General features: G+C 68.6%; 22 protein-coding genes. 11 read left to right on the top strand and 11 right to left on the bottom strand.

Annotated elements, in window-relative coordinates:
• The first annotated feature begins 127 nt into the window (after nucleotides 1-127).
• Together U0R18_RS10290 and U0R18_RS10285 are read left to right on the top strand one after the other, a co-directional pair.
• Nucleotides 128-859 carry a TetR/AcrR family transcriptional regulator gene (locus U0R18_RS10290; RefSeq protein WP_526368067.1) on the top strand — a complete coding sequence of 244 codons (732 nt, stop codon included), beginning with the start codon at nucleotides 128-130 and terminating at the stop codon, nucleotides 857-859.
• 140 nt (nucleotides 860-999) lie between these two features.
• Nucleotides 1,000-2,037 (top strand): NAD(P)H-dependent amine dehydrogenase family protein, encoded by a 1,038-nt coding sequence (locus tag U0R18_RS10285; RefSeq protein WP_526368066.1) that lies wholly within the window; start codon nucleotides 1,000-1,002, stop codon nucleotides 2,035-2,037.
• On the opposite strand, the gene meaB is transcribed toward U0R18_RS10285, so the two are convergent.
• The 5 genes from meaB to U0R18_RS10260 all read right to left on the bottom strand — a co-directional run bounded on the left by meaB (nucleotide 2,026) and on the right by U0R18_RS10260 (nucleotide 7,120).
• Nucleotides 2,026-2,913, bottom strand: coding sequence for a methylmalonyl Co-A mutase-associated GTPase MeaB (gene meaB / locus U0R18_RS10280; protein ID WP_526368065.1), 888 nt, complete (start codon nucleotides 2,911-2,913; stop codon nucleotides 2,026-2,028). The two genes, U0R18_RS10285 and meaB, sit on opposite strands and share 12 nt — an antisense overlap.
• 70 nt (nucleotides 2,914-2,983) lie before the next feature.
• On the bottom strand, nucleotides 2,984-3,745 hold the full coding sequence (locus U0R18_RS10275) for an enoyl-CoA hydratase/isomerase family protein (protein WP_526368064.1): 762 nt from the start codon (nucleotides 3,743-3,745) through the stop codon (nucleotides 2,984-2,986).
• 4 nt (nucleotides 3,746-3,749) lie between these two features.
• Nucleotides 3,750-4,847, bottom strand: a complete 1,098-nt coding sequence (locus U0R18_RS10270; RefSeq protein WP_526368063.1) for an acyl-CoA dehydrogenase family protein — start codon at nucleotides 4,845-4,847, stop codon at nucleotides 3,750-3,752.
• Nucleotides 4,834-5,736, bottom strand: a complete 903-nt coding sequence (locus U0R18_RS10265) for an acyl-CoA dehydrogenase family protein (RefSeq protein WP_526368062.1) — start codon at nucleotides 5,734-5,736, stop codon at nucleotides 4,834-4,836. The genes U0R18_RS10270 and U0R18_RS10265 overlap by 14 nt, the downstream gene beginning before the upstream one ends.
• Complete coding sequence (locus tag U0R18_RS10260; RefSeq protein ID WP_526368061.1) at nucleotides 5,714-7,120, bottom strand: class I adenylate-forming enzyme family protein; 1,407 nt, start codon at nucleotides 7,118-7,120, stop codon at nucleotides 5,714-5,716. The genes U0R18_RS10265 and U0R18_RS10260 overlap by 23 nt, the downstream gene beginning before the upstream one ends.
• Before the next feature lie 158 nt (nucleotides 7,121-7,278).
• Between U0R18_RS10260 and U0R18_RS10255 the strand changes: the two genes are divergently transcribed.
• A complete protein-coding gene (locus tag U0R18_RS10255) occupies nucleotides 7,279-7,599 on the top strand; it encodes a 2Fe-2S iron-sulfur cluster-binding protein (protein ID WP_526368060.1) in 321 nt (106 codons plus the stop codon).
• Between the two features lie 194 nt (nucleotides 7,600-7,793).
• Here the strand turns inward: U0R18_RS10255 and U0R18_RS10250 are convergent, their stop codons facing one another.
• From U0R18_RS10250 to U0R18_RS10235, 4 genes are read right to left on the bottom strand one after another with little or no spacing between them, the layout of a single operon-like run.
• Nucleotides 7,794-8,825, bottom strand: coding sequence for a CaiB/BaiF CoA transferase family protein (locus tag U0R18_RS10250; protein ID WP_526368059.1), 1,032 nt, complete (start codon nucleotides 8,823-8,825; stop codon nucleotides 7,794-7,796).
• Entirely contained in the window at nucleotides 8,822-9,778 is a 957-nt protein-coding gene (locus tag U0R18_RS10245; RefSeq protein WP_526368058.1) for an LLM class F420-dependent oxidoreductase, read from the bottom strand. The genes U0R18_RS10250 and U0R18_RS10245 overlap by 4 nt, the downstream gene beginning before the upstream one ends.
• A complete protein-coding gene (locus U0R18_RS10240; protein ID WP_526368057.1) occupies nucleotides 9,775-10,191 on the bottom strand; it encodes a cobalamin B12-binding domain-containing protein in 417 nt (138 codons plus the stop codon). The genes U0R18_RS10245 and U0R18_RS10240 overlap by 4 nt, the downstream gene beginning before the upstream one ends.
• Nucleotides 10,192-11,769, bottom strand: a complete 1,578-nt coding sequence (locus tag U0R18_RS10235; protein WP_526368292.1) for a methylmalonyl-CoA mutase family protein — start codon at nucleotides 11,767-11,769, stop codon at nucleotides 10,192-10,194.
• A gap of 78 nt (nucleotides 11,770-11,847) precedes the next feature.
• On the opposite strand from U0R18_RS10235, the gene U0R18_RS10230 reads away from it, so the two are divergent.
• From U0R18_RS10230 to U0R18_RS10220, 3 genes are read left to right on the top strand one after another with little or no spacing between them, the layout of a single operon-like run.
• Complete coding sequence (locus U0R18_RS10230) at nucleotides 11,848-12,678, top strand: SDR family oxidoreductase (protein WP_526368056.1); 831 nt, start codon at nucleotides 11,848-11,850, stop codon at nucleotides 12,676-12,678.
• Nucleotides 12,675-13,583 (top strand): NAD(P)-dependent oxidoreductase, encoded by a 909-nt coding sequence (locus tag U0R18_RS10225; protein ID WP_526368055.1) that lies wholly within the window; start codon nucleotides 12,675-12,677, stop codon nucleotides 13,581-13,583. Before U0R18_RS10230 ends, U0R18_RS10225 begins: the two co-directional genes overlap by 4 nt.
• A 30-nt stretch (nucleotides 13,584-13,613) precedes the next feature.
• Nucleotides 13,614-15,116, top strand: coding sequence for an adenylate/guanylate cyclase domain-containing protein (locus U0R18_RS10220; protein ID WP_526368054.1), 1,503 nt, complete (start codon nucleotides 13,614-13,616; stop codon nucleotides 15,114-15,116).
• Here U0R18_RS10220 and U0R18_RS10215 read toward each other — a convergent pair.
• The gene (locus U0R18_RS10215; protein WP_526368053.1) at nucleotides 15,113-15,937 is read right to left on the bottom strand and encodes a mycofactocin-coupled SDR family oxidoreductase; all 825 of its coding nucleotides are present in this window, start codon (nucleotides 15,935-15,937) and stop codon (nucleotides 15,113-15,115) included. The two genes, U0R18_RS10220 and U0R18_RS10215, sit on opposite strands and share 4 nt — an antisense overlap.
• A 217-nt stretch (nucleotides 15,938-16,154) precedes the next feature.
• On the opposite strand from U0R18_RS10215, the gene U0R18_RS10210 reads away from it, so the two are divergent.
• On the top strand, nucleotides 16,155-16,406 hold the full coding sequence (locus U0R18_RS10210; RefSeq protein WP_526368052.1) for a hypothetical protein: 252 nt from the start codon (nucleotides 16,155-16,157) through the stop codon (nucleotides 16,404-16,406).
• A gap of 167 nt (nucleotides 16,407-16,573) precedes the next feature.
• Nucleotides 16,574-18,973, top strand: coding sequence for a lysylphosphatidylglycerol synthase transmembrane domain-containing protein (locus tag U0R18_RS10205; RefSeq protein WP_526368051.1), 2,400 nt, complete (start codon nucleotides 16,574-16,576; stop codon nucleotides 18,971-18,973).
• A 185-nt stretch (nucleotides 18,974-19,158) separates the two neighbouring features.
• Here the strand turns inward: U0R18_RS10205 and U0R18_RS10200 are convergent, their stop codons facing one another.
• On the bottom strand, nucleotides 19,159-20,055 hold the full coding sequence (locus U0R18_RS10200) for an SDR family NAD(P)-dependent oxidoreductase (protein ID WP_526368050.1): 897 nt from the start codon (nucleotides 20,053-20,055) through the stop codon (nucleotides 19,159-19,161).
• A gap of 59 nt (nucleotides 20,056-20,114) precedes the next feature.
• On the opposite strand from U0R18_RS10200, the gene U0R18_RS10195 reads away from it, so the two are divergent.
• Genes U0R18_RS10195 through U0R18_RS10185 form a run of 3 tightly spaced genes read left to right on the top strand, consistent with a single transcriptional unit; the run spans nucleotide 20,115 to nucleotide 22,679 of the window.
• Nucleotides 20,115-20,561 carry a nuclear transport factor 2 family protein gene (locus U0R18_RS10195; RefSeq protein WP_526368049.1) on the top strand — a complete coding sequence of 149 codons (447 nt, stop codon included), beginning with the start codon at nucleotides 20,115-20,117 and terminating at the stop codon, nucleotides 20,559-20,561.
• A 36-nt stretch (nucleotides 20,562-20,597) separates the two neighbouring features.
• The gene (locus U0R18_RS10190) at nucleotides 20,598-21,851 is read left to right on the top strand and encodes a hypothetical protein (protein ID WP_526368048.1); all 1,254 of its coding nucleotides are present in this window, start codon (nucleotides 20,598-20,600) and stop codon (nucleotides 21,849-21,851) included.
• Nucleotides 21,852-22,679 (top strand): SDR family oxidoreductase, encoded by an 828-nt coding sequence (locus tag U0R18_RS10185; protein ID WP_526368047.1) that lies wholly within the window; start codon nucleotides 21,852-21,854, stop codon nucleotides 22,677-22,679. It abuts the gene before it with no gap.
• Nucleotides 22,680-22,771 lie beyond the last annotated feature (92 nt).

Raw genomic sequence — 22,771 nt, 5'->3', positions numbered from 1 at the left:
TCAATTACGGCCGGCGAAAGCCGACACGGGACCCAGGCGGCCCGTTGGCGTCATTGGAGAATACCATTCTCGGTCGGAGGAAGTAATAATCTCAAAAAAGTGCCAATCCTGGGCACGTAGTGGCCCAATGCCTTTCCGTTCTCCGGTACAGTTCGTGCATGTCAAATCGCGACACCCTGCCTCGGCCCCGCAAAATCGGGTCCTGGTGAGCAGCCCCAGCGAAGAGCCCGCCTGGAAGCAGCGGGCCGTCGAGCGGTCGATCAAAACCGCCAAGCTGCGCGCGGCCCAACGCGTGCAGCGCTTCCTGGATGCCGCCCAGGCCATCATCACCGAGAAGGGCAGCACCGACTTCACCGTCCAGGAAGTCGTGGACCGGTCACGGCAATCGCTGCGCAGTTTCTATCTCCAGTTCGACGGCAAGCACGAACTACTGCTGGCCCTCTTCGAGGACGCGCTGAGCCGTGCGGCCGACCAGATCCGGGCGGCCACCGCCGGACAGTCGGATCCGCTCGATCGCCTCAAAGTGGCAATTGAGTTGCTATTCGAGCTTTCTCGGCCGGATCCCGCCGCCAAACGGCCGCTGTTCACCGACTTCGCCCCACAGTTGCTCATCTCCCATCCGACCGAGGTCCGGATCGCGCACGCACCGCTGATCGTGTTGTTCACCGAACTGATGGACGAAGCCGAATCGGCGGGTGCGCTGCGCCCCGGGGTCAACCCCCGGCGGATCGCCGCGATGACGATGCAGACCGTCATGTTCACGGCCCAATCCAGCGCGCCGCCCGACGACGAGAGTGTGCATCCGATCACAGCCGAAGAAGTCTGGGGCTTCTGCGCCCACGGCTTCGCCGTCAGCTAGCGCCCCAAACGGCAGAACCACGTTCTCGCATCGCCAGAACTCCCCTTACACTCGTCGCTGACCCGGCCTGCTCCGGTGCCCACGGCCAGCCTCTCCTGGACGCAGAAAACGCCGGTCCGTACCCGGAAGCGAGGGAATGGATGTCGACCAACGGATACCGCGTGGTGCAGTGGTCCACCGGAACCATCGGCAGCTACGCGCTGCGTGCGTTGATCGATCATCACAGCCTGCACCTGGCCGGCGTCTACGTGCACGGCGCCGACAAGGCCGGCCGCGACGCGGGCGAACTCTGCGGCACCGAGCCCACCGGGGTGATCGCCACCGACAGCGTCGACGACATCGTCGCACTGGCACCCGACTGCGTGCTCTACATGCCGAACTTCGCCGACATCGACGTGGTGTGCCGGTTACTGTCCGCGGGCTGCAACGTCGTCACCACGGCGGGCCAGTTCCATCACCCGGCGGGGATGGACGCCGCGGTACGCGACGCCGTCGAGAAGGCCTGCGCCGCCGGCAGCACCTCCGTCCACAGCACGGGGTCGAGCCCCGGGTTCATCACCGAGGCCGTGCCGCTGACGCTGTCGTCGATCCAGCGCCGGCTCGACCACCTCGCCATCGACGAGTATGCCGATCTGTCGCAACGCAATTCACCGGAGCTGCCGTTCGACGTGATGGGCTTCGGCAAGCCGGCGGGCACGTTCGAGGAGTTCCGGGCCGAGTACCTGAAGAACAGCTTCGGGCCGTCGCTGCGACAACTGGCCGACACCCTGGGCCTGCCGCTGGATTCGGTCACGGCCGTCGGCGAATTTGCCACCACCCGGCGCGACATCGAGATCGCCGCCGGTCACCTGCCAGCGGGAAGTGTTGGCGCGCAACGGGTCACCATCACCGGCAGCCGCAACGGCCGGCCACTGCTGCGGTTCCGCGCCAACTGGTACTGCACCCGCGAACTCACGCAGGACTGGGCGCTGAACGACACCGGTTGGCACATCTCGGTCGCCGGCGACGCGCCCCTCGAGATCGACCTGCGGATGCCTGTCCCCCTCGAGCGCATGGCCGAGGTCTCCCCTGCCTATACCGCCAACCGGGCCGTCAACGCCGTGGCCGCGGTGTGCGCGGCGGCACCGGGGATCCGGACCACCGCCGATCTGCCACAGATCGTCGCCTCACTCGGCTGACGGGGGCGCCAGCAGCCGGGCCGCCGCGGTGTAGGGATCACTGTCGCCGGCCGCCACCGCGACGGCCAGCGCGTCAAGGTCCGGATGGTGCTGCAACCGGCTCTGCGCCAGCGACAGGATCTGCGCCCGGGCGCGGGCCGACCGGCGCTGCGCAGTGTCGGATCGCCGGTGCGCGTCGATCGCCTCCACCAGCTCGTCGATCCCATCCCCTTGGGCCGCAATCAGTTTCAGGATCGGCGCATGCGTCTCGGCCCGCAGATCGCGGACGGTCTGGTCGGCCCCCTCGCGGTCGGCCTTGTTGACCACCACCAGATCGGCGACCTCGAGCAGGCCCGCCTTGGCCGCCTGGATCGCGTCACCGGCGCCGGGATTGAGGATCAGGATCGTCGGATCCGCGACGGCACCGATCTCGATCTCGGACTGCCCCACCCCGACCGTCTCGAGCACGATCACGTCGTAGGCCAGCGCCGCCAGCAGCCTGATCGCCGCCGGAACCGCGGCCGCCAGACCACCGAGATGCCCGCGGGCGGCGACCGAGCGGATCAGCACGTCGGCGTCGTTGATGTGGGCTGCCATCCGGATCCGGTCACCCAGCAGCGCCCCGCCGCTGTAGGGCGAGGACGGGTCGACCGCCAGCACCGCCACCCGCAGCCCGCGGGCCCGGTACGCACCGACCAGCACCGCCACCGTCGTCGACTTGCCGGCCCCGGGCGGGCCGGTCACTCCGATCCTTTGGATCGGCGCGGGGGCGATGACCGAGAGGACCTCGTCGCGGCGCGGGCTCTCCACCAGGCTGAGCAGTCGGCCGGCCGCACGCTGCGACCCCGCGCGGGCGGCCGCGATCAGTTCGCCGATGTCGGCGCTGACTCGGGTCATGATGCCCTCCGATCGGGATTTCGGTGCATTCTCCGTCGCCCAGCGACGGTCGGCGCGCCGAAATCACTCACTACTTGGCGATCAGGCGGTCGACGATCTTGTTGAAGTCGGCGGTCCCGAACGACACGAACTCGGACAGGTTCGCATAGTCCAGCGAATGCTGGACCGAGCGCTCCAGCTGAATGTTCATCAACCGCTTGGTGGCCTCCACGGCCTGCTGCGGTTGCTTCAGGATGCGCTGGGCGCACTCGATCGCCTCGGCCACCGGATCCTCGACCACATGGTTGGCCAGCCCGAGTTCCAGGGCGCGTTGCGCGCTGATCTTCTGGCCGGTCAACGCGAATTCCTTGGCCTGCAGGAAGCTGATCTGCATGGGCCACACCAACGGGCCACCGTCGGCGGCGACCAGCCCGACCGACACATGCGGGTCCGCGAAGTGCGCGGTGGGTGCCATGTAGACGATGTCCGACAGGGCGGCCAGGCTGCAGCCCAGTCCGACGGCCGGGCCGTTGACCGCGGCGATCACCGGGATGCGGCACCGGATCATCCCCAGAACGAGGTCGCGCCCGTGCTTGATCGTCTTGGCGCGCAACGCGTCATCGCGGCGGATCTCGTCGAGGTAGTGGAAGTCACCGCCGGCCGAGAAGGCCCGCCCCGCGCCGGTCAGCACCGCGACCCGCGCATCCTGATCCTCGCTGAGTTCGTCCCACAGCCGGGCCAGGCCGCAGTGCAGCGGGTCGTTGACGGCGTTGAGCGCGTCGGGCCGATTGAGCGTGATGATGCGCAGGGCACCGTCGGCCTGGACATCGATTTCGGTTGGCATGCCGTACATGTCGTTACACTCCCAGTCCGAGGATTCGTGAGGCGATGATGTTCTTCTGGATCTGTGACGTACCGCCCATCACGCTCTGCGACCGGCTGTACATGTAGGCGCTGAGCAGTTCCGGATCCGTGGTGCCCGCGACGTCGAGGGCGGCGTGCCCGACGGACTGGTCGACCCACGTCATCAGCAGCTTGTCGATCGAGCCGTTCGAGTTGTGCGTGATGCCGTTGAGCTGTTCGGAGAGCCGGCGGCGGACGTGGTGGGTGAGCATCTCGACCTCGACCGCGGCCCAGGCCAGATCCGCCGAGGGGGTGTCCCCGCGCTGTTGCACCGTCTTGGCCATCTGCCGCACCAGCTTTCCGTACCGGGCGGCGAAGCCCAGCGTGGACGGCTCGCGTTCGTGGCCGACGACCGTCATGGCCAGCGGCCAGCCCTCACCGGGACCGCCGACCATGTTCTCGGCGGGCACGACGGCGTTGTCGAAGCTGACCTGACCGAACTCTTTGGTGATACCGCTGATCATCTTCAGCGGCCGCTGCTCGATCCCCGGCTGGTGCATGGAGCAGATGAACGCCGAGATACCCTTGTGCCGCTTGGCTTCCGGATCTGTGCGGGCCAGCACCAGGCACCAGTCGGCGATGTCGGAGTAGCTGGTCCAGATCTTGTGACCGTTGATCAACCAGTTGTCGCCGTCCCGGACGGCGGTGGTGGTCAGCGACGCCAGGTCCGAACCCGCACCGGGCTCGGAGAAGCCCTGGCACCAGCGTTCGGTCCCGTTGATCATGCCCGGCAGGAACCGCTGCTGGAGTTCCTTGCTGCCGTGATGTCCCAGGCCGACGACGAGGTAGCCCAGGCTGGGGCGGGGCGGTGCGCCGGCGCGGGCCAGCTCCTCGTCGAGGATGACGTCGTAGACCGGCGCGAGTTCCTGTCCGCCGTACTCCCTGGGCCAGGACAGCCCGAAGAACCCGGCTTCGTAGAGCGCGCGGTGCCAGTCCCCGGCCTTGGCCCAGTACTCGTCCCCGGATGTGGGGAACTCCTTGGCGTGCAATGCAAGCCAGTCACGCAGCCGCTCCCGGAAGGCGGCCTCGTCGGCCGAATCACGAAAGTCCAAGATCAATCTCCTCCAACTCGGCGGGCCACAGTTCGGTCGAGGTCAGCGCGCGGCGCAGGTAGACGTGCGCCAGGCATTCCCAGGTGTTGCCGATGCCGCCGTGCACCTGGATGGACGTCTCGCAGACGGTGCGGGCGGCGCGTGCGCAGTACACCTTGGCCACCTGCGCGGCGCGGACCGCCTCGGCCGGCGGCAGCTCGTCGACGGCCCACGCGGCGTGGCGCAGGATGCTCACCGAACCCTCCGTGAGGGTCAGCGCCTCGGCCAGCAGGTGCGCGACGGCCTGGTAGGAGCCGATGGTGTGCCCGTACTGTTCGCGGATCTTGGCGTACTCGACCGCCAGATCCAGCGTGCCCCGTTGGACCCCGACCAGGTCGGCGGTGGTGATCACCAATGCCAGTGCGCGCCAACGTTGTGCCGCTCCAGCGTCGAGCTCACCGACGGTCTCGGCCGGGCCCAGCGCGGCCCGCGCCCGGGTCAGGTCGGCCGACGGCACGGCGTCGCCCAGTGCGGCGGCCGTGACGACGTTGTCGGTGAGCGCCAGTGCGCGCGCGGCGCCGCGGGCATCGAAGGCCTGCGCGCCGACGGCGACGGTGGCGTCGGACGCGTCGGTGCCGACGTGGCGGGCCAGCTCGTCGGCGAGTACCGGGCCCAGGAAGGCCGCATCGACCAGGCCCCGGCCGAACTCCTCGGCCACGATCGCGACCTCGACCCCGGATGCGCCGTCCGACCGCAACGAACGAAACCCGGTGGCAGCCAACTGCTTGTCGAGCCGGGCGATCCGCGACTCGTCCTCGAGCGCGGCGACCGAACGCGGCCCCAGGTCGTCGGCCAAATCGGCCGCGGCGTCGCGCAACTGCTGTTGCTCAGTGGTCAGACGTACATCCATGGCGCTCCTTCAGTACCCGGCGCAGCACCTTGCCCGACGGCAGGCGCGGAATCTCCTCGACGAAAACAATGTCACGCGGGCGCTTGTAGCCGGCCAGCGAATTCTCCACCAGTGCAACGAGTTCGGATGCATTTACGTCCGCCCGGGTGGCCACCGCAGCAACCACCACCTCCCCGTCGGTGACATCGGGAATGCCGAACACCGCGCAGTCGGCGACCGCGGGATGGCCCAGCAGCACTCGTTCGACCTCGGCGGGGGCCACCTGGAAGCCACGCACCTTGATCATTTCCTTGGCGCGGTCGGTGATCCGGAGGTAGCCGTCGTCGTCGAGGTAGCCGACGTCGCCCGTCCGGTACCAGCCGTCGTCGAACGCTGCCGCGGTGTCCTCCGACGGCAGGTATTCGGCCATCACCGAATCCGATTGTGCCTGAATCTCTCCCGGCTGCCCGGCCGGCAACAGCTCACCGGTCTCCAGGGACACCACCCGCAGATGCACCCCCGCGGGCGCGCGCCCGACGGTGTCGAGCCGCCCGCCCTCGAGGTCGTTGCATGCCAGTACGGGTAGTTCGCTGGCACCGTAGGCGGTCATCCAGGTGACCCCGGCGCGCCGGGTGACGGTCTCGGCGACGCTGGGCGTCACCGGCGTGGCGCACCACATGATGTAGCGCAGCGACGAGAGGTCGAAGGACTCGAGGTCCGGGTGCGACGCGATGGCCAGGGCGATGGGCGCCACGGCCATCTCGACGGTGATGCGGTCGGACGCGATGTGCCGCAACAGGGTGTCGATGTCGAAGCGCCGGTGCAACCGCAGGTAACCGCCCCGGTCGAGGACGGTGGCGATGTTGAGCAGACCGAGGATGTGCGACGGCGGCGTGGCGATCTGCAACCGGTCGGTGGGCCCGAGTTGGAGCGCCCGGCCCCAGTGGCCGACCGCGGCGGCGAACGAGGCGTGGGTGTGGCGGACGGCCTTGGGCAGGCCCGTGGTCCCGGAGCTGAAGACGAAAACCGCGTCGCCGGCGGGGGGCGGCACCGGCCCCACCGGGTCGATCTGCGGCGGGATCGGATCATCGAGGCTGAGCATGGGCATCAGCTCGGCCAGTAGCGGTTGGTCGCCCACGGCGTACGTGGGCGCCGTGAGTGCCAGCGCGTGCTCGAGTTCGGCGCGTTTCCACGACGAGCTCAACAACACCACGGCGGCCCCGGCCCGCCAGATGCCATAGAGGGCGATCACGAACTCGGGCCGGTTCGACGACATCAATGCCACCCGGTCGCCGGGCCGCACTCCCGCGCGCCCGAGAACCGCCGAGAACCCGTTGACCGCGGCGTCCAGCTCCGAGCGCCGGTATCGGCGGTCCTCGAAGGCGAGTACGACCGGGTCGGGCACTGGTCCTCCTCGGCGAGATCGCTGCGTTCGGGTACGGCGCCCCGACCAGGGTGATGTAAGAATCGAGAAGATACTATCGCGCGACGAGAATCGAATTCTCTTTGGGGTAGAATACACGTACCACTGCTGGCCGAGCACCGCATTCGAGAGGTTGACCCATGACGACACCCGCGTCCAGCGACACCGCGACGGCGACCGCCGACGAGCGGGCACAGGTGACCATCCGGTTGGACGGCAAGACGGTCACCATTGCCGCTCAGCCCGGTGAGACCATCCTGGAATCCGCCCGCCGGGCCGGGATGGCGCCGCCGTTCTCCTGCGAGGCCGGCAACTGCGGCACCTGCATGGCCAAGCTGACCGAGGGCACCGCGACCATGCGGGTCAACGACGCCCTGGATGACGACGAGGTCGACGAGGGTTACGTGCTGACCTGCCAGGGTGTACCCGACTGCTCGGTGGACGTCGACTACGACTGCTGAAACACGCCGAAACGTACGTTCGGGTGGAAAAGGCCGAGTGCGGCGCGCCCATTCGTCGATCTCGACTCCGAGCTCCGAACCAGCCGGTCGGCGCACACGAGGAGCTGCGCCGACCTGACCATCCCGAAATCGACGTTCTGGCGGCGTGCACTCGCACATCCACGCCGAAACGTCCGTTTCGGCGTGGTGATCGCTCAGCCGTGTTCGCCGAGCGCGGGCGGGGGGCGATAGTCCGGCGTGTAGCCGTCCACCTTGATACTGCTGCCGACCAGGCGGTAGTCCCCAGCCGAGACAACGAGTTCCGGCAGGGCATCGAGCGCCTCGGCCAGGGTGCGCACGGCGGCCACCGGAATGCCCAGCGGCCCGAGCCGGGCCTCCCAGTTGGCCGCGGTATCGGTCGCCAGCACGTCGGACACCACCGTGAGTACGTCATCGCGACGTGCCGACCGTTCGGCCATGGTGTCGAAGCCCGCCACCCCGGCTTCCGTCGAGAACGCCCGCCAGAACCCGTCGTGCGTGATGAACAGCGCCAGATAGCCGTCGGCCGTCGGGAACAGTTGCGCCGGAACGTAGAACGAGTGCGCACCGAAGGGCCGGCGCTGGGGCGTCACACCGGAATTCAGGTACGCCGCGGCGTGGTAGTTGAGCTGGGAGAGCAGCACGTCGCGCAGGCAGACGTCGACCTGGCCGCCGCGGCCGGACACGATCTGCGCCAGCAGTCCGAGCGCCGCGGTCAGACCCGTGGAGTTGTCCGCCGACGAGTAGCCGGGCAGCGTGGGCGGACCGGCCGGATCACCCGTCAGCGCCGCGATCCCGGTACCGGCCTGCACCACGTAGTCGAACGCCGGGTCGTCACCACCGTAGAGCCCGAAGCCGGTGAGTGCCACGCACACGATCTTGTCGTTGTACTTGCGCAGGGCGTCGTATGTCAGGCCCAGCTTCCGGATGGCCGACGGCTTCAGATTCACCAGCAGCGCATGGGATTCCGCGACCAGCGCACCGAGTCGCTGCTGCCCCTCGGAGGTGCCCAGCTCGAGGCACACGCTGCGCTTGCCGCGGTTGAGACTGGCGAAGTAGGAGTCCGACACCTGCCGGGAGATGTCTCCCGTCGGGGGCTCGATCTTGGTGACCTCGGCGCCCAGGTCGGCCAGCATCATGGTGGCGTACGGGCCGGCCAGCATGGTGCCGACCTCGAGGATCTTGATGCCCTCCAGCGGCCCGTTCATCTGACCTGGGAGGCCAATTCGCCGATGACCTCACGGGTGCGGTACTTGGAGGCCACCAACTCGTCGCGGGTGTCACCGATCGGGAGCAGCCGCACCGACAGGTCGGTCACCCCGGCGTCGGCGTAGCGGCGGAACTGGCGCAGGATCTCGTCCTCGTCACCCGCCGCGCACAGATCACCGACGTTGCGGGCATCGCCGCGGTCCAGCAGCTTCTGATAGTTCGGCGACGTCTCGGCCTCGGCCAGGATCCGGTTGGCCCGCTCCCTGGCCGCCTCGACCTCCGAATTGGCGCACAGGCACACCGGGATTCCCGCGACGATCCGCGGGGCGGGCCGGCCGGCATTGTCGGCGGCCTTGGTGATCCGCGGCGCGATGTGATCGCCGATGGCACGTTCGTCGGCCATCCACAGCACGGTTCCGTCGGCGAGCTCACCGGCGATCTGCAGCATCACCGGGCCCAGCGCGGCGACCAGGACCGGCATCCGGGGCTCGGCGCCCAGGGCGGTCGGGTTGTGCACGGTGAAGGTGTCGTTCTCGACGTCGACGGGCCCCGGACCGCCGATGGCCGCGTTGAGCACCTGCAGGTAGTCCCGCGTGTATGCGGCCGGCTTGTCATACGGCAGGCCCAGCATGTCGCGGACGATCCAGTGGTGCGACGGCCCGACCCCCAGGGCCAGCCGGCCACCGGTGCCGGCGTGGACCGAAAGTGCTTGACGGGCAAGGGCAATGGGATGCTGGGCCTGCAGGGGAACCACCGCGGTGCCCAGTTCGATCCGGGTGCTGCGCCCGCCCATCAGCGACACCATGGTCAGCACGTCGAAGTCGTCGGGCACCTGCGGCATCCAGGCGGTGTCCAGGCCGGCCGAGTCCGCCCATTCGATGTCGGCCAGGAACTTCGAGATCTTGCGCGCCATGTCCCCGCGGTCGGCCCCGATCATCACGCCCAGTCTCACAGGGAGGCTCCGTCGGTGATCTTGCGGACCTCGCTCACCAGCACGTCCAGCGCGGTACCCGTCGGGAACACCGCGACGGCACCGGCGTCGAGCACCTTCTGCACGTCGCTCTGCGGGATGGTGCCGCCGACGACGACCGCGATGTCACCGGCGTCGGCGGCCTTCAGCGCGTCCACGGTGCGCTGCGTGAGCGCGACGTGCGCGCCGGACAGGATCGAAAGCCCCACCACCGCAACATCTTCCTGCAGCGCGATGGACACGATGTCCTCGATCCGCTGCCGGATACCGGTGTAGATCACCTCGAATCCGGCGTCGCGCAGGGTGCGCGCGACGATCTTGGCCCCGCGGTCGTGGCCGTCCAGACCGGGCTTGGCGACCAGGACGCGCGCCGGGCTGGCAGATGTAGCAGTCATCTAGAACACCACCGGTTGTTGGAATTCGCCCCACACGTTCTTCAGTGCCGTCACCATCTCACCGACGGTGCAGTACGCGTTGGCGCAGTCGATCAGGGCGTGCATCAGGTTGTCGGTGCCTTCCGCGGCGCGCGACAGGGCGGCCAGTTTGGCCGCGACGTCGGCGGAGTCGCGTTCGGACTTCACCTTGGCCAACCGCTTGAGTTGCGTCTCGCGGCCCTCGGCGTCGAGTTCGTAGGTGGAGATGTCCGGTGGCGGCTCGTCGGAGACGAACTTGTTGAGCCCCACCACAACCCGTTCACCGGATTCCTCGGCCAGATGGATCTTGTAGGCCTCGTCGGCGATCAGGCCCTGCAGGTAACCGTCCTCGATGCAGCGCACCATGCCGCCGTGGTTCTCCAGGTCGGCCATGATCTCGACAATGCGTTCCTCGGTGGCATCGGTGAGCGCCTCGACGAAGTACGACCCGCCCAGCGGGTCGGCGACGCGCGTGACCCCGGTTTCGTAGGCCAGGATCTGCTGGGTGCGCAGGGCGAGCGTGGCCGACTCTTCGCTGGGCAGGGCGAAGGGTTCGTCCCAGGCGGCGGTGAACATCGACTGCACGCCGCCGAGCACGGATGCCATGGCCTCGTAGGCCACCCGGACCAGGTTGTTCTGGGCCTGCGGCGCGTACAGCGACGCGCCACCGGACACACAGCCGAACCGGAACATGGCGGCCTTGTCGGACTTCGCACCCCAGCGCTCGCGCACGATGGTGGCCCAACGGCGCCGTCCTGCACGGTATTTCGCGATCTCCTCGAAGAAGTCGCCGTGAGTGTAGAAGAAGAACGAGATCTGCGGCGCGAACTGGTCGATGGTCATCCGGCCGCGTTCGACGACGGTGTCGCAGTAGGTCACGCCGTCGGCCAGGGTGAATGCCATCTCCTGCACGGCGTTGGCACCGGCATCACGGAAGTGCGCACCGGCCACCGAGATCGCGTTGAACCGTGGTACCTCGGCCGCACAGAACTCGATGGTGTCGGCGATCAACCGCAGCGACGGCTCCGGCGGCCAGATCCACGTCCCGCGCGAGGCGTACTCCTTGAGGATGTCGTTCTGGATGGTGCCGGTCAGCTTCTCGCGCGGCACGCCGGCCTTCTCGGCGGCCGCCACGTAGAACGCGAGCAGGATGGCCGCGGTGCCGTTGATGGTGAAGCTGGTGCTGATCTTGTCCAGGGGGATGCCGTCGAACAGGATCTCGGCGTCGGCCAGGGTGTCCACCGCGACGCCGACGCGCCCGACCTCCTCGCCGTACTCGGCGTCATCGGAGTCGTAGCCGCACTGGGTGGGCAGGTCGAGGGCCACCGACAGGCCCGTGCCACCCTGATCGAGCAGATAGCGGTAGCGGGCGTTGGATTCCTCGGCCGTGCCGAACCCGGAGTACTGCCGGAAGGTCCAGAGCCGGCCCCGATACCCCGAGGAGAAATTGCCGCGAGTGAAGGGGAACTCGCCCGGCGCAGGCGGTTCACCCTTCGCATCCCCCGGCCCGTAGACCGCGTCCAACGGGATACCCGAGGACGTCTGAGCTGTGTTGTCCATGGTAGCCATCACCGGATAACGTACTTGCAAAAAATGAGAATGCCAATACCGCCTGGCGAAAATGACCTACGGAGAGACATGACAGAAACCGCCACCACCGACGCCAACCTTGCCGATCGCACCCTCGTCGTCTCCGGCGCCAGCCGCGGAATCGGACTGGCGATCGCACTGGAGGCCGCCCGCCACGGGGCCAACGTCGTGCTGCTGGCCAAGACCGCCGAACCGCACCCCAAACTCGAGGGCACGGTATTCACCGCCGCCGAGGAGATCGAGGCCGCCGGCGGCAAGGCCGTCGCCGTCGTCGGGGACGTCCGCAAGGAGGAGGACGTCGCCCGGGCCGTTGCGGCCGCGGCCGAACGGTTCGGCGGTGTCGACATCTGCGTCAACAACGCCAGTGCCATCGCGACCGAGCCCACCGAGCTGCTCTCCGCCAAGAAGTTCGACCTGATGGCCGACATCAACATCCGCGGCACGTTCCTGCTGACCAAGGCCTGCCTGCCGCACCTGCGGGAATCGGCCAACCCGCACGTCCTGACCATCGCCCCACCACTCAACCTCAATCCGCACTGGCTGGGCGTGCACCCCGAGTACACGTTGTCCAAGTACGGCATGTCGCTGCTGTCGCTGGGCTGGGCCGTAGAGTTCCGCGACGCCGGTATCGCGTTCAACTGCCTGTGGCCGCAGACCTACATCGCGACCGCCGCCGTGGCGAACCTGGCCGAGGGCGACGACCTGGCGGCGCGCTCGCGCAGCCCGCAGATCATGGCCGACGCCGCCGTCGCGATCGTGAGCCGGCCGGCCACCGAGGTCACCGGGCAGTGCTTCATCGACGCCGACCTGCTGACGGGCGACCTGTCGCGCTACGGCGGCGGGGACGATCCGATCCTCGATCTGTTCCTGGACGCATGACCGACCGCGTAGGTTTCGTCGGCCTGGGCAACATGGGTTTCCCCGTGGCCGAGCGGCTGCTCGCGGCCGGATACCCGGTCCTGGCCTTCGACGTGCGCGCCGATGCCGTCGCGGCCCTGGTTGCGCTGGGGGCCGACGCCGCCCCCACGGCCACTGCGGTCGCCGACGCCGCGGAGACCGTGCTGGCCAGCCTGCCCACCCCGCAGGCCGCCCGCGCGGTCGCGACGGATATCTCCGCCGGCGCCCGGGTGCGCCGGCTGGTCGACCTGTCGACGATCGGCGCCACCACCGCGCAGGCCATTCACACCGAATTGGCAAGTAGCGGAATCGGTTACGTCGACAGCCCGGTCAGCGGCGGGGCCGCCGGGGCCCGGGCCGGCACGCTCGCGGTGATGATCTCCGGAGCCGACGACGACGTCGACGCCGTGCTGCCGTTGCTCGAATCCTTTGGCCGGCCGATCCGGCTCGGGGCGCAGCCGGGTGCGGCGCAGACCATGAAACTGCTCAACAACCTCCTGGCCGGCAGCGCACTGGCGGTGACCGCCGAAGCCATGGTGATGGGCGTGCGGGCCGGACTCGACGCGGCGACGATGATCGACGTGTTCAACGCCGGCTCGGGCGCGAACACCGCGACCCGGGACAAGTTCCCCCGCGCCGTGCTGCCGCGCACCTTCGACTACGGCTTCGCCGCGGCGTTGATGGCCAAGGATCTGCGGTTGTGCATGGCCGAGGCCGACGAACTGGGACTGGCACTCCCCCTCGGCGCGGCGGTCGCACAACTCTGGGACGACACCGCCACGACGCTGGGGCCCGACGCGGACTTCACCGCCGTCATCCAGCCGATCGAACGCGCCGCCGGGGTGACCGTCGAGTCGGCACCGGTGACACCGCCTCCACAGCGGTGAGGAAAAGCTATTCTCACCCGGTGAGCGGCAGTGACCCCGGCACCACCTGAGTTCCGGCGTCCGCTGGCGCGCTACATCGCCGGCGTCACGCTCGCCCACGTCATGGCCGCGACCGAAGTGCTCTTGGTGATGGCCGCGCTCGGTCACGAGGCCCACGGCGCCATCGGCGCGATGTTCGTCGGGCACAGCGCGGTCATCGTGTCCGTGGTGGTCGTCCTCGCGGTGTTCGCCATCGCGATCGGCGCGGCCTGGATATTCATCCCGACATTGCGGTGGTACAGCGCCGGCGTGGAACCGACAGCGGCACAACGCGAGACCGCGCTCGCCATCCCCCGGCGCCAGACCGCGATGCTGGCCGCGGTGTGGGTGATCAGCGCGATCCCCGTGCTCGTGGTCAACCGGGGCGCGGCCGCCCCCACCGGGCTGCTGATCATCCCGCCACTGGTCTTCGGCACGACCGCGGCCATCCTGACCGCGCTGCTGCTGACCGTGCGCGCACTGCGACCGATCACCGCCGCGGCACTGCCCGACGATGCCACGGTCGACTCGACACATGACACCGCGCCGTCGGTGATGGTCCGCCTGCTCAGTGTCTGGGTGTTGATCAGCGCGCTGCCCAGCTTCGGGGTGGCCGGCCTGATCCTGGCCCGGTCCAACGGCTGGCTCATCGACCGGTCGGCGTCCCTGGAACTGCCGATCCTGCTGCTGATGGCCGTCGGGGTGCTGTGGGGTCTGCGGGCGATGATCCTGGTGTCGCAGTCGATCTCGGACCCGGTGCGCGATGTGGTCGAGGCGATGGCCGACGTCGGGCAGGGGAACCTGGAGCACACCGTGTCGGTCTACGAGCGCTCCGAGGTCGGACGGCTGCAGACCGGCTTCAACCGCATGGTGATCGGCCTGCGCGAGCGTGAGCTGTTACGAGATCTGTTCGGCCGCAACGTCGGCGGCGATGTGGTCAGCCTGCTGGTGAACCGGGACGAGTCGTCCTACGGGGTCGAACGCGACGTCGCCGTGATGTTCATCGACCTGGCCGGATCGACGCAGCTGGCCGCCAGCCTGCCGCCCCAGCAGGTCGCCGAACTGCTCAACACCTTCTTCCAGTCGGTCGTCCTGGCCGTCGACAACCACGGCGGATTCGTCAACAAGTTCCAGGGCGACGCCGCCCTGGCGGTGTTCGGCGCGCCCGTGGACAGCCCGACCGCACATACCGACGCACTGGCCACCGCACGCGAACTCGCCGGCCGGATGCGCGAGCTGCAGGAGCTCGACTTCGGCATCGGGGTGGCGGCCGGACAGGTGTTCGCGGGATTCGTCGGAGCCCTGAACCGGTTCGAGTACACCGTGATCGGGGACGCGGTCAACGAATCGGCCCGGCTGGCCGACCGCGCCAAAAAGGAGCCGGGGCGGGTGCTGTGTTCGGCCGCCGCCCTGCACGACGCCGACACCGATGAGCGGGAGCACTGGGTGCCGACGACGTCGGAGGTGCTGCGCGGGCGCAGCGCGCCCACCGAGATGTTCGCCCCGACCGCCTAACTGGCGACGTGGCCCGCGTCGACCGGCAGCGTCACCCCGGTGACGAACTTGCTGCGCGGGCTGACCAACCACAGCACCGCCTCGGTGACCTCTTTGGGGTCGATGATCGGGGCATCGGGGATGAGCGCCTGCGACAGCACGGACGGATTGGCGCTCTCCATCATCTTGGCCGCCACGAACTCGTTGAGGATCATCGGCGTGGCGACCCCGCCGGGATGCACCGAGTTCACCCGAATCCGGTGCGGCCCATAGGCACTGGCCGCCGAGCGCATCAAACCCACGACACCGTGCTTGGCCGCCGCATATCCGAACATGGCCGCGCTGCCGTCGCCGCCGCGCCCCGTCAGCCCCTGCGACGAGCTCACCAGCACGATCGAACCGCCCCGGCCCTTGCGGATCATCGACGGGACCGTCGCCACAATGGTGTGCCACACCCCGTTGAGGTTGGTCTCGACGATGGCGTTGTAGACGTCCTCGGCATGCGGCTCCCGATTACCGATCGCGACCACCCCGGCGTTGGCCACCACGATATCGATGTCACCGACCTCCTCGATCGCCGCAGCGACCCCGGCCTCCAACTGGGCGAGGTTGCGGACGTCGGCGACCACCGGCACCATTCGCCGGCCGGTCGCCGCGACCAGGCGGACCGTCTCCTCGAGGTCCTCCGCGCCGGCGAGCGGATACGGAATGGCCGCAACGTCGGCGCAGATGTCCACCCCGATGATGTCGGCTCCCTGTTCGGCCAGCGCCACGGCATGGCTACGGCCCTGCCCGCGGGCCGCACCGGTGATGACGGCAACGGTGTTGTCGAGTTCTCCCACGCGACGCAAGCTACCCGACGAGGTCCTGCAGACGTCGGGGAGATATCGAAAGACCCGGCCCCTTCTCCAGGGACCGGGCCTCTCTCGTACCAAGTCTGTGGCGTGCTGCCGCGACTCATGATTCCCACCCGCGCGGCGACCCAAACCCCGAATGGACCGAGCCGACGCCGAACCGCGTCGAGTTTGTGACCAAAGGGCCGGGGGTATGCGGCGCGTCATGACCAAGCGACCGCACGAACCGGCATCCGAGGCCCTCACCAACGTCGGCCTGTTCCTCAACGTGGCCGCCATCCTCGCCTTCGCGATCGGTTTGGCCGGGTTGGGCAGCCAGGCCAGCCTGCTGGCGGCCGGTACCGTCGCATTCTCGGCGCTGCTCTTCGTGGCCAGCCTGATCTGTTTCGCGATCGGCGGCCGCCGTCTGGATGCCAGCCGCACCCGGCGCGTCACGAACCTGGAGTTCGCCGCCTAACCGGGCCGACGAAGCCGTCCCGGACCGGGGCGGCACAGGAGCGTGGCGATCGGGCGGACTCGGGTCGGACCGCCGGGTCCACCGAACCGGGCCGCCGGGCGGATATCTTTATCTGCGAATCGGCCGCAGCCGACGGCCGGCGACCTGATCCGGAGGATTCCCGGCGCATGCGAGTCGACGGGCGGGACGTCACCGTCTCGGGCAGCCTGCTGCAGCCGCTGACCCGCCGGACCAGTGACATCCTGCGGCTGGGTGCCGCCACCGTCCTCCTGGCGGTGGTGATCACCAGCTCCCTGATCACCCGCAATGACTGGGTGTCGCTCGAACGGTCGGTGTCCGGGATCGTCGGCGTCCTGACCCCCACCCAGTCCAACCTGGTCTACCTGGCCTACGGCATCGCGATCCTGGCGCTGCCCTTCGCCATCCTGATCGGACTGCTGGCCGCGCGGCAGTGGAAGATGCTCTGGGCCTACGCCGCCGCCGCGGTCATCAGCGTGCTGTCGCTGTCGATCAGCCCGTCGGGCATCTCCGCGCCACGCTGGCACTTCGACCTCGACGAGCGCCTGCACACCGTGCTCTCACAGTTCCTCGACGACCCGCGGTGGATCGCCATGCTGGCCGCCGTACTCACCGTGTCCGGACCGTGGCTGCCGTCCAACTGGCGCCGGTGGTGGTGGACACTGCTGCTCGCGTTCATCCCCATCCACCTGGTCGTCAGCGCCATTGTTCCGGCCCGTGCCCTGCTGGGTCTGGCCGTCGGATGGTTCGTCGGCGCACTCGTCGTGTGGGTGGTCGGCACGCCCGCTCTCGAAGTCCCCCTCGACGCCGCGGTGCGGATGCTGGGCCGCCGCGGGTTCCCCGTGTCGGCGCTGACCGTGGTGCGCCCGGCCGGGCGCGGCCCGCTGGTGCTGTCGGCCGCCGCGGAGCCGACCGACGACGATCCGGGCGCCACGGCGATCATCGACCTCTTCGGACCGAACCAGCGCAGCGACGGGGCCATGCGGCAGTTCTGGCGCAAGCTGCGATTGCGGGCCAGCGAAACCGCGCCGCTGCAGCTCTCGGTGCGCCGGGCGGTCGAACACCGCGGCCTGATGACGATCGCCATCGGCGATCTGGATCTGGCCAACAGTTCGACGATCTCGGTGGCATCGCTGGATCGCGGCTGGACGATGCACGCACACACCCCGCCGCGGGGCGTACCGCTCGACGAATGCGTCGACCGGGTTCCGGTCGGTGCCGCCTGGCACGCGTTGGGCGTCCTGCACGAGCACGGCATCTCGCACGGTGACCTGCGCCCGAAGTCGATCACGGTGGACGGCTCCGCCGAAACCAAGGAGGTTCTGTTCGGCGGATTCGGCAACGCCGAATTCGGCGCCACCGACGTCCAGTTACAGGCCGACATCGCGCAACTGCTGGCCACCACCTCGCGACTGTACGGTCCCGAACCCGCCGTGCAGGCCGCGATCGAGGTGTTCGGCCGCGAGACCGTCCTCAACGCTTCCCGACGACTGACGAAATCCGCTCTGCCCAAACGAATCCGGGACGAACTACCGGATGGCGGTGCCGTGCTGACGGCCACCCGCGACGAGGTCAAGAAGCAGACCGGTGCCGACCAGATCCAGGCCGAGACCATCACCCGGTTCACCCGCAGCCAGTTCATCCAGCTGGTCCTGCTGGTGGCCCTCGTCTACGTCGCGTACCCGTTCATCAGCACCGTGCCGGTGTTCTTCACCGAGCTGCGGACCGCGAACTGGTGGTGGGCCCTGCTGGGGCTGACGGTGTCGATGCTGACCTACGTCGGCGCCGCCGCGGCGCTGTGGGCCTGCGCCGACCGGGTGGTGAAATTCCGCAACCTGACGATCATGCAGTTCGCCAACACCTTTGCCGCGACCACCACACCCGCCGGAGTCGGCGGCCTCGCCCTGAGCACCCGCTTCCTGCAGAAAGGTGGTCTCGGTGCGGTGCGCGCCACCACCGCCGTCGCGCTGCAGCAGAGCGTGCAGGTGATCGTCCACGTCCTGCTGCTGATCCTGTTCACCACGCTGGCCGGCGCGTCGGCCGATCTGTCCCACTTCGTACCGTCGGCCACGATCCTGTACCTGATCGGCGGTGTGCTGCTGGGCGCCATCGGCGTTTTCCTGATCGTGCCCAAGCTGCGGCGCTGGCTGGGCACCTCGGTACGGCCCAAGCTCAAGGAGGTGCTGGTCGACCTGGCCGAGGTGGCCCGCGAACCCAAGCGGCTCGGACTCATCGTATTGGGCTGTGCGGCAACCACTCTGGGTGCCGCACTGGCCCTGTGGGCCAGCGTCGAGGCATTCGGCGGCGACGTCTCGTTCGTCACCGTGACCGTCGTGACGATGGTCGGCGGAACCCTGGCCTCGGCCGCACCCACCCCCGGTGGCGTCGGCGCCGTGGAGGCCGCGCTGATCGGCGGGCTGGCGGCATTCGGCGTGCCGGCGGCCATCGCGGTTCCGTCGGTGCTGCTCTACCGGGTGCTGACCTGCTGGCTGCCCGTCTTCATCGGCTGGCCGGTGATGCGCTGGCTGACCCGCAACGACATGATCTGACGCCGGGCTCCACACGCCGAAACGTACGTTTGGGCGCGGAAATGCGAGTGCCGCCCGCCATTTCGCAGGGTTCGGACCACGCGTCGGCCGGCCGGAGCTTCCCGGCGGGCCGTCGCCCAGATCGACGAACTGGCGCATGCCACTCGACAAAAGTCGCCGAAACGGACGTTTCGGCGTATGTCATGTCAGACCGGCAGCGTCGTGCCCGTCTCCCGTTCGGCGAACTCGACCAGCCGCGCGGCCAGCTCGTAGTCGCAGGCGACCTCCGAGCGGCCGACGAGCACCGGCCCGCCGGTCAGGCCGCGCCTGCCACTCACACCCACGAAACTGCCCGGCGGGATCGGTTCGCTGATGCAATACAACGTTGGAGCCGCACCCTCGTGGATGTCGTTGGCAAGTCGGTCGGCGACCACCTTGACGACCTTGTGCGCCAACGACATCAGCGGCGAATCCGACACCTTCGAGATGTTGGAGGCCACCCAACCGGGGTGCGTCAGCTGCGTCACCACCGGGGAGCCCGCCGCACGCAGCCGGCGGTCGAGGTCCAGGCCCCACAGCATGACCGCCAGTTTCGAACGCGCGTAGGCGCCCATCGTCGTCCACTTGTGCGTGCGCAGATGCGGATCGTCGATGTGCAGGGTGGCCGATTTGTGCGCCTCGGAGCCGACATTGATGATCTGCGAGCGCACCCTGCCGTACAGAAGATTGGTCAACGCGAACGGTCCCAGCAGGTTGGTGCCGATGGTGCCCTCGAAGCCGTCGACGGTCTCGGTGCGGTGCTCGGTGAGCGCGCCGGCGTTGTTGATCAGGATGTCGACGTCACCATCGAGCAGGTCCGGGAACGCCCGCACCGAGGACTGATCGGCCAGGTCGAGGTGGATGACCTCGGTGGACCCGCCAACCTCACGCGCGCGCTGCGCACCCAGCTCGGTGTTGCGGACCGCCAGAACGACATGGGCTCCGGCATCCACCAGGGCCTGCGTCGTGCCCAGCCCGACGCCGTTGGTGGCGCCGGTGACGATGATGCGCTTGCCACTGAGATTGCCGAGACGCTCCGGCGACCACGCTGCCACGTCGACCACCCTGCCAGGTTGCGCCGAACGCCGCCGCAGCCGGGTCGGGTCTGCCAACATGGCTGCCGATGACGGACAGCGCGCTGGAGATCACCAACCTCATCTACACCTATGCCGAGTTGTTGGATGCCGGGGACCTGGATGGGGTCGCCGCGCTGTTCACCCACGGCCGGATCTGTGGTGTCGAGAACGGTCCCCCGGAGACGGTGTTCGCCGGCCCCGCGCGCGTGCGGGAGATGTACGAGATGGCCACCCGGCTCTACGAGGACGGCACACCGAAGACCCACCACAACACCACCAATGTGGCGCTGCACATCGACGACGACTCCGGCACCGCACGCGCCAGGTCGTACTACTGCGTCACGCAGGCCACCCCCGAATTGCCGCTGCAGATCATCGTCACCGGTCACTATCACGACACCTTCCACCTGGTCGACGGCCGGTGGTGGTTCGACTCTCGGACCATGTTCATCGACCAGACCGGCGACCTGAGCAAGCACCTGAAATTCGGCTGATGTTGCCGCACGAGCGAATTCGACAAGGAGTCAGCCATGACGGCTGCTGACACTGATCCGGTGGCGACGGCCGCCCAGCACGAACAGGAACTCGCCGCCCTCGAGCTGACCGAGCACCCCACCGTGCGAGCCGCCTACCGCGACGTCGCCGAGAAGTGGTTGAGCCGGGCCAAACCCTCGGACACCATGCGGGAGAGATTCGACGACGCCTTCACGGAGGTGATGTTCTCCGCAGCCGTATGGTCCTCGAACCAGGACAAGCTGCGGCCCAAGGTCAGCTGCATCACCCGGCTGGGCCATCCCGTCGGCGAGCAGGAGATTCCCGGATCACGTTGGGGGATAGACAATCCCGACAGTGTCTACCGGGTGATCCCGATCTCCGGCGACGAACGCTACGTCATCCACGGCCGGGTCGGTGCCAACCGGATGACGGAGAACTACTTCACCCTGTGGGACGCCAACATGGGCACGGTCGCGGTGCTCAACGGCCGCACCATGGAGGTCGAACCCGACGGCAGCTACACCATCACCGTCGACTCCGATCCGGCCGGGGGACGGCCCAACCACGTGCAGAGCACACCGGAGGCACACGAGTTCTACATCCGCGACGTCCTGCTCGATTGGGGACGTGACGACCCGAATCACATTGCGGTGGAACGTCTCGGCGCACCCCCGGCGAGCGCCGCGCGTACCCGCGACGAACAGGCCGACGCCACGGCGGCGATGATGGCGTACTTCGCCGACTTCACCGGCAAGCTCAGTCACGGTGTCGCGAAGATGCCGGCCAACCAGTTCAACCTGGCCTGGTCGGCCGACCGGGTGGGGGCGATGCGCAATCAGGTGTACGTGATGGGCCGGTTCGACCTGGCGCCCGACGAGGCCTTCGTCGTCGACGTCGACGACGGTGGCGCCGAGTACTTCACGGTGCCGTTGAGCAACATCTGGGGCACCACCCTGGACATCGTCGACCGCACCGGCAGTCTCAACAAGGCGCAGTCCGTTCCCAACGCGGACGGCGGGTATACCTACGTCATCTCCCCCGTCGATCCGGGCGTGGCCAACTGGATCGACTCCGACGGCCTACGGGAGGGGATCCTGACCCTGCGGATGGCCGAATTCGGCGAGGCCGGCCCGCAGCCCAGCCTCGGCGCCCGCGGCCGGGTGGTGAAGCTGGATCGGCTCGATGTCGAGGTGGCGGGACTGCGGCCCGTGAGCGCCGCCGAGCGGGAAACCGAACTGGCGAGGCGGCGACACGCGTATCTGCGCCGACTGCCGGAAGGGACGCTGTAGATGTCGCGCTGGCTCATCACCGGCTGCTCGACCGGCTTCGGCCGCGAAATCGCCCGGGCCGCACTGCAGGACGGCCACCAGGTGGTCGTGACCGCACGCAGCCGCGACGCCGTGGCCGACCTGGCCGACGAGTTCGGCGACCGCGCACTTCCGGTCGCCCTCGACGTCACCGATGCCGGGCAGATCGCCGCCGCCGTCGCCGCCGCCACCGACGCCTGGGGTGGTCTCGACGTCCTGGTGAACAACGCCGGCCACGGATACCTGTCCGCGGTCGAGGAGGGCGAGGACGCCGAGGTGCGAAAGCTGTTCGACGTCAACTACTTCGGCTCGGTCGACATGATGAAGGCCGTCCTGCCCGGCATGCGCGCGCAGGGCAGCGGCCACATCGTCAACATCTCGTCGATGACCGGCCTGGTGGCCAACCCGCCCAACGCGTACTACTCGTCGACCAAGTTCGCGCTCGAGGCCGTCACCGAGGCGCTGGCAACGGAGGTCGGCCCACTGGGCATCAAGGTCACCCTCATCGAACCGGGCGCGTTCCGTACCGACTGGGCCTCCCGGTCGATGAAGGAGTCGAGCACCCCGATCGCCGATTACGCCGATGTGGCGACCCGCAAGGATCTGATCAAGCAGTTCGCCGACCATCTGCCCGGTGATCCGCGCAAGGTCGCCGAGGCCGTCCTGATGGTGGCGCGGGCCGACGACCCACCGCTGCGCCTGCTGCTGGGCCGCGACGTGCTCAAAGCGGTGCGCGATCGACTCGCCACGTTCTCGGCATCGATCGAGGAATGGGCTCCCGTCACCAAGGACGTCAACTTCCCGTCCTGACGCCCCATGCCGATCTGCTCAGCGGTCCCGGCGAGGTTCACTCGCACTTTGACACAACCAGCACTGAACAGATGTACGGGGATGCACCCGCA

It is taken from the genome of Mycobacterium sp., assembly GCF_046330795.1.
In the GTDB taxonomy this organism is placed as follows: Bacteria; Actinomycetota; Actinomycetes; order Mycobacteriales; family Mycobacteriaceae; genus Mycobacterium.
The sequence above is the reverse complement of the archived record's forward strand: the minus strand, read 5'-3'. Positions and strand labels throughout refer to the sequence as shown.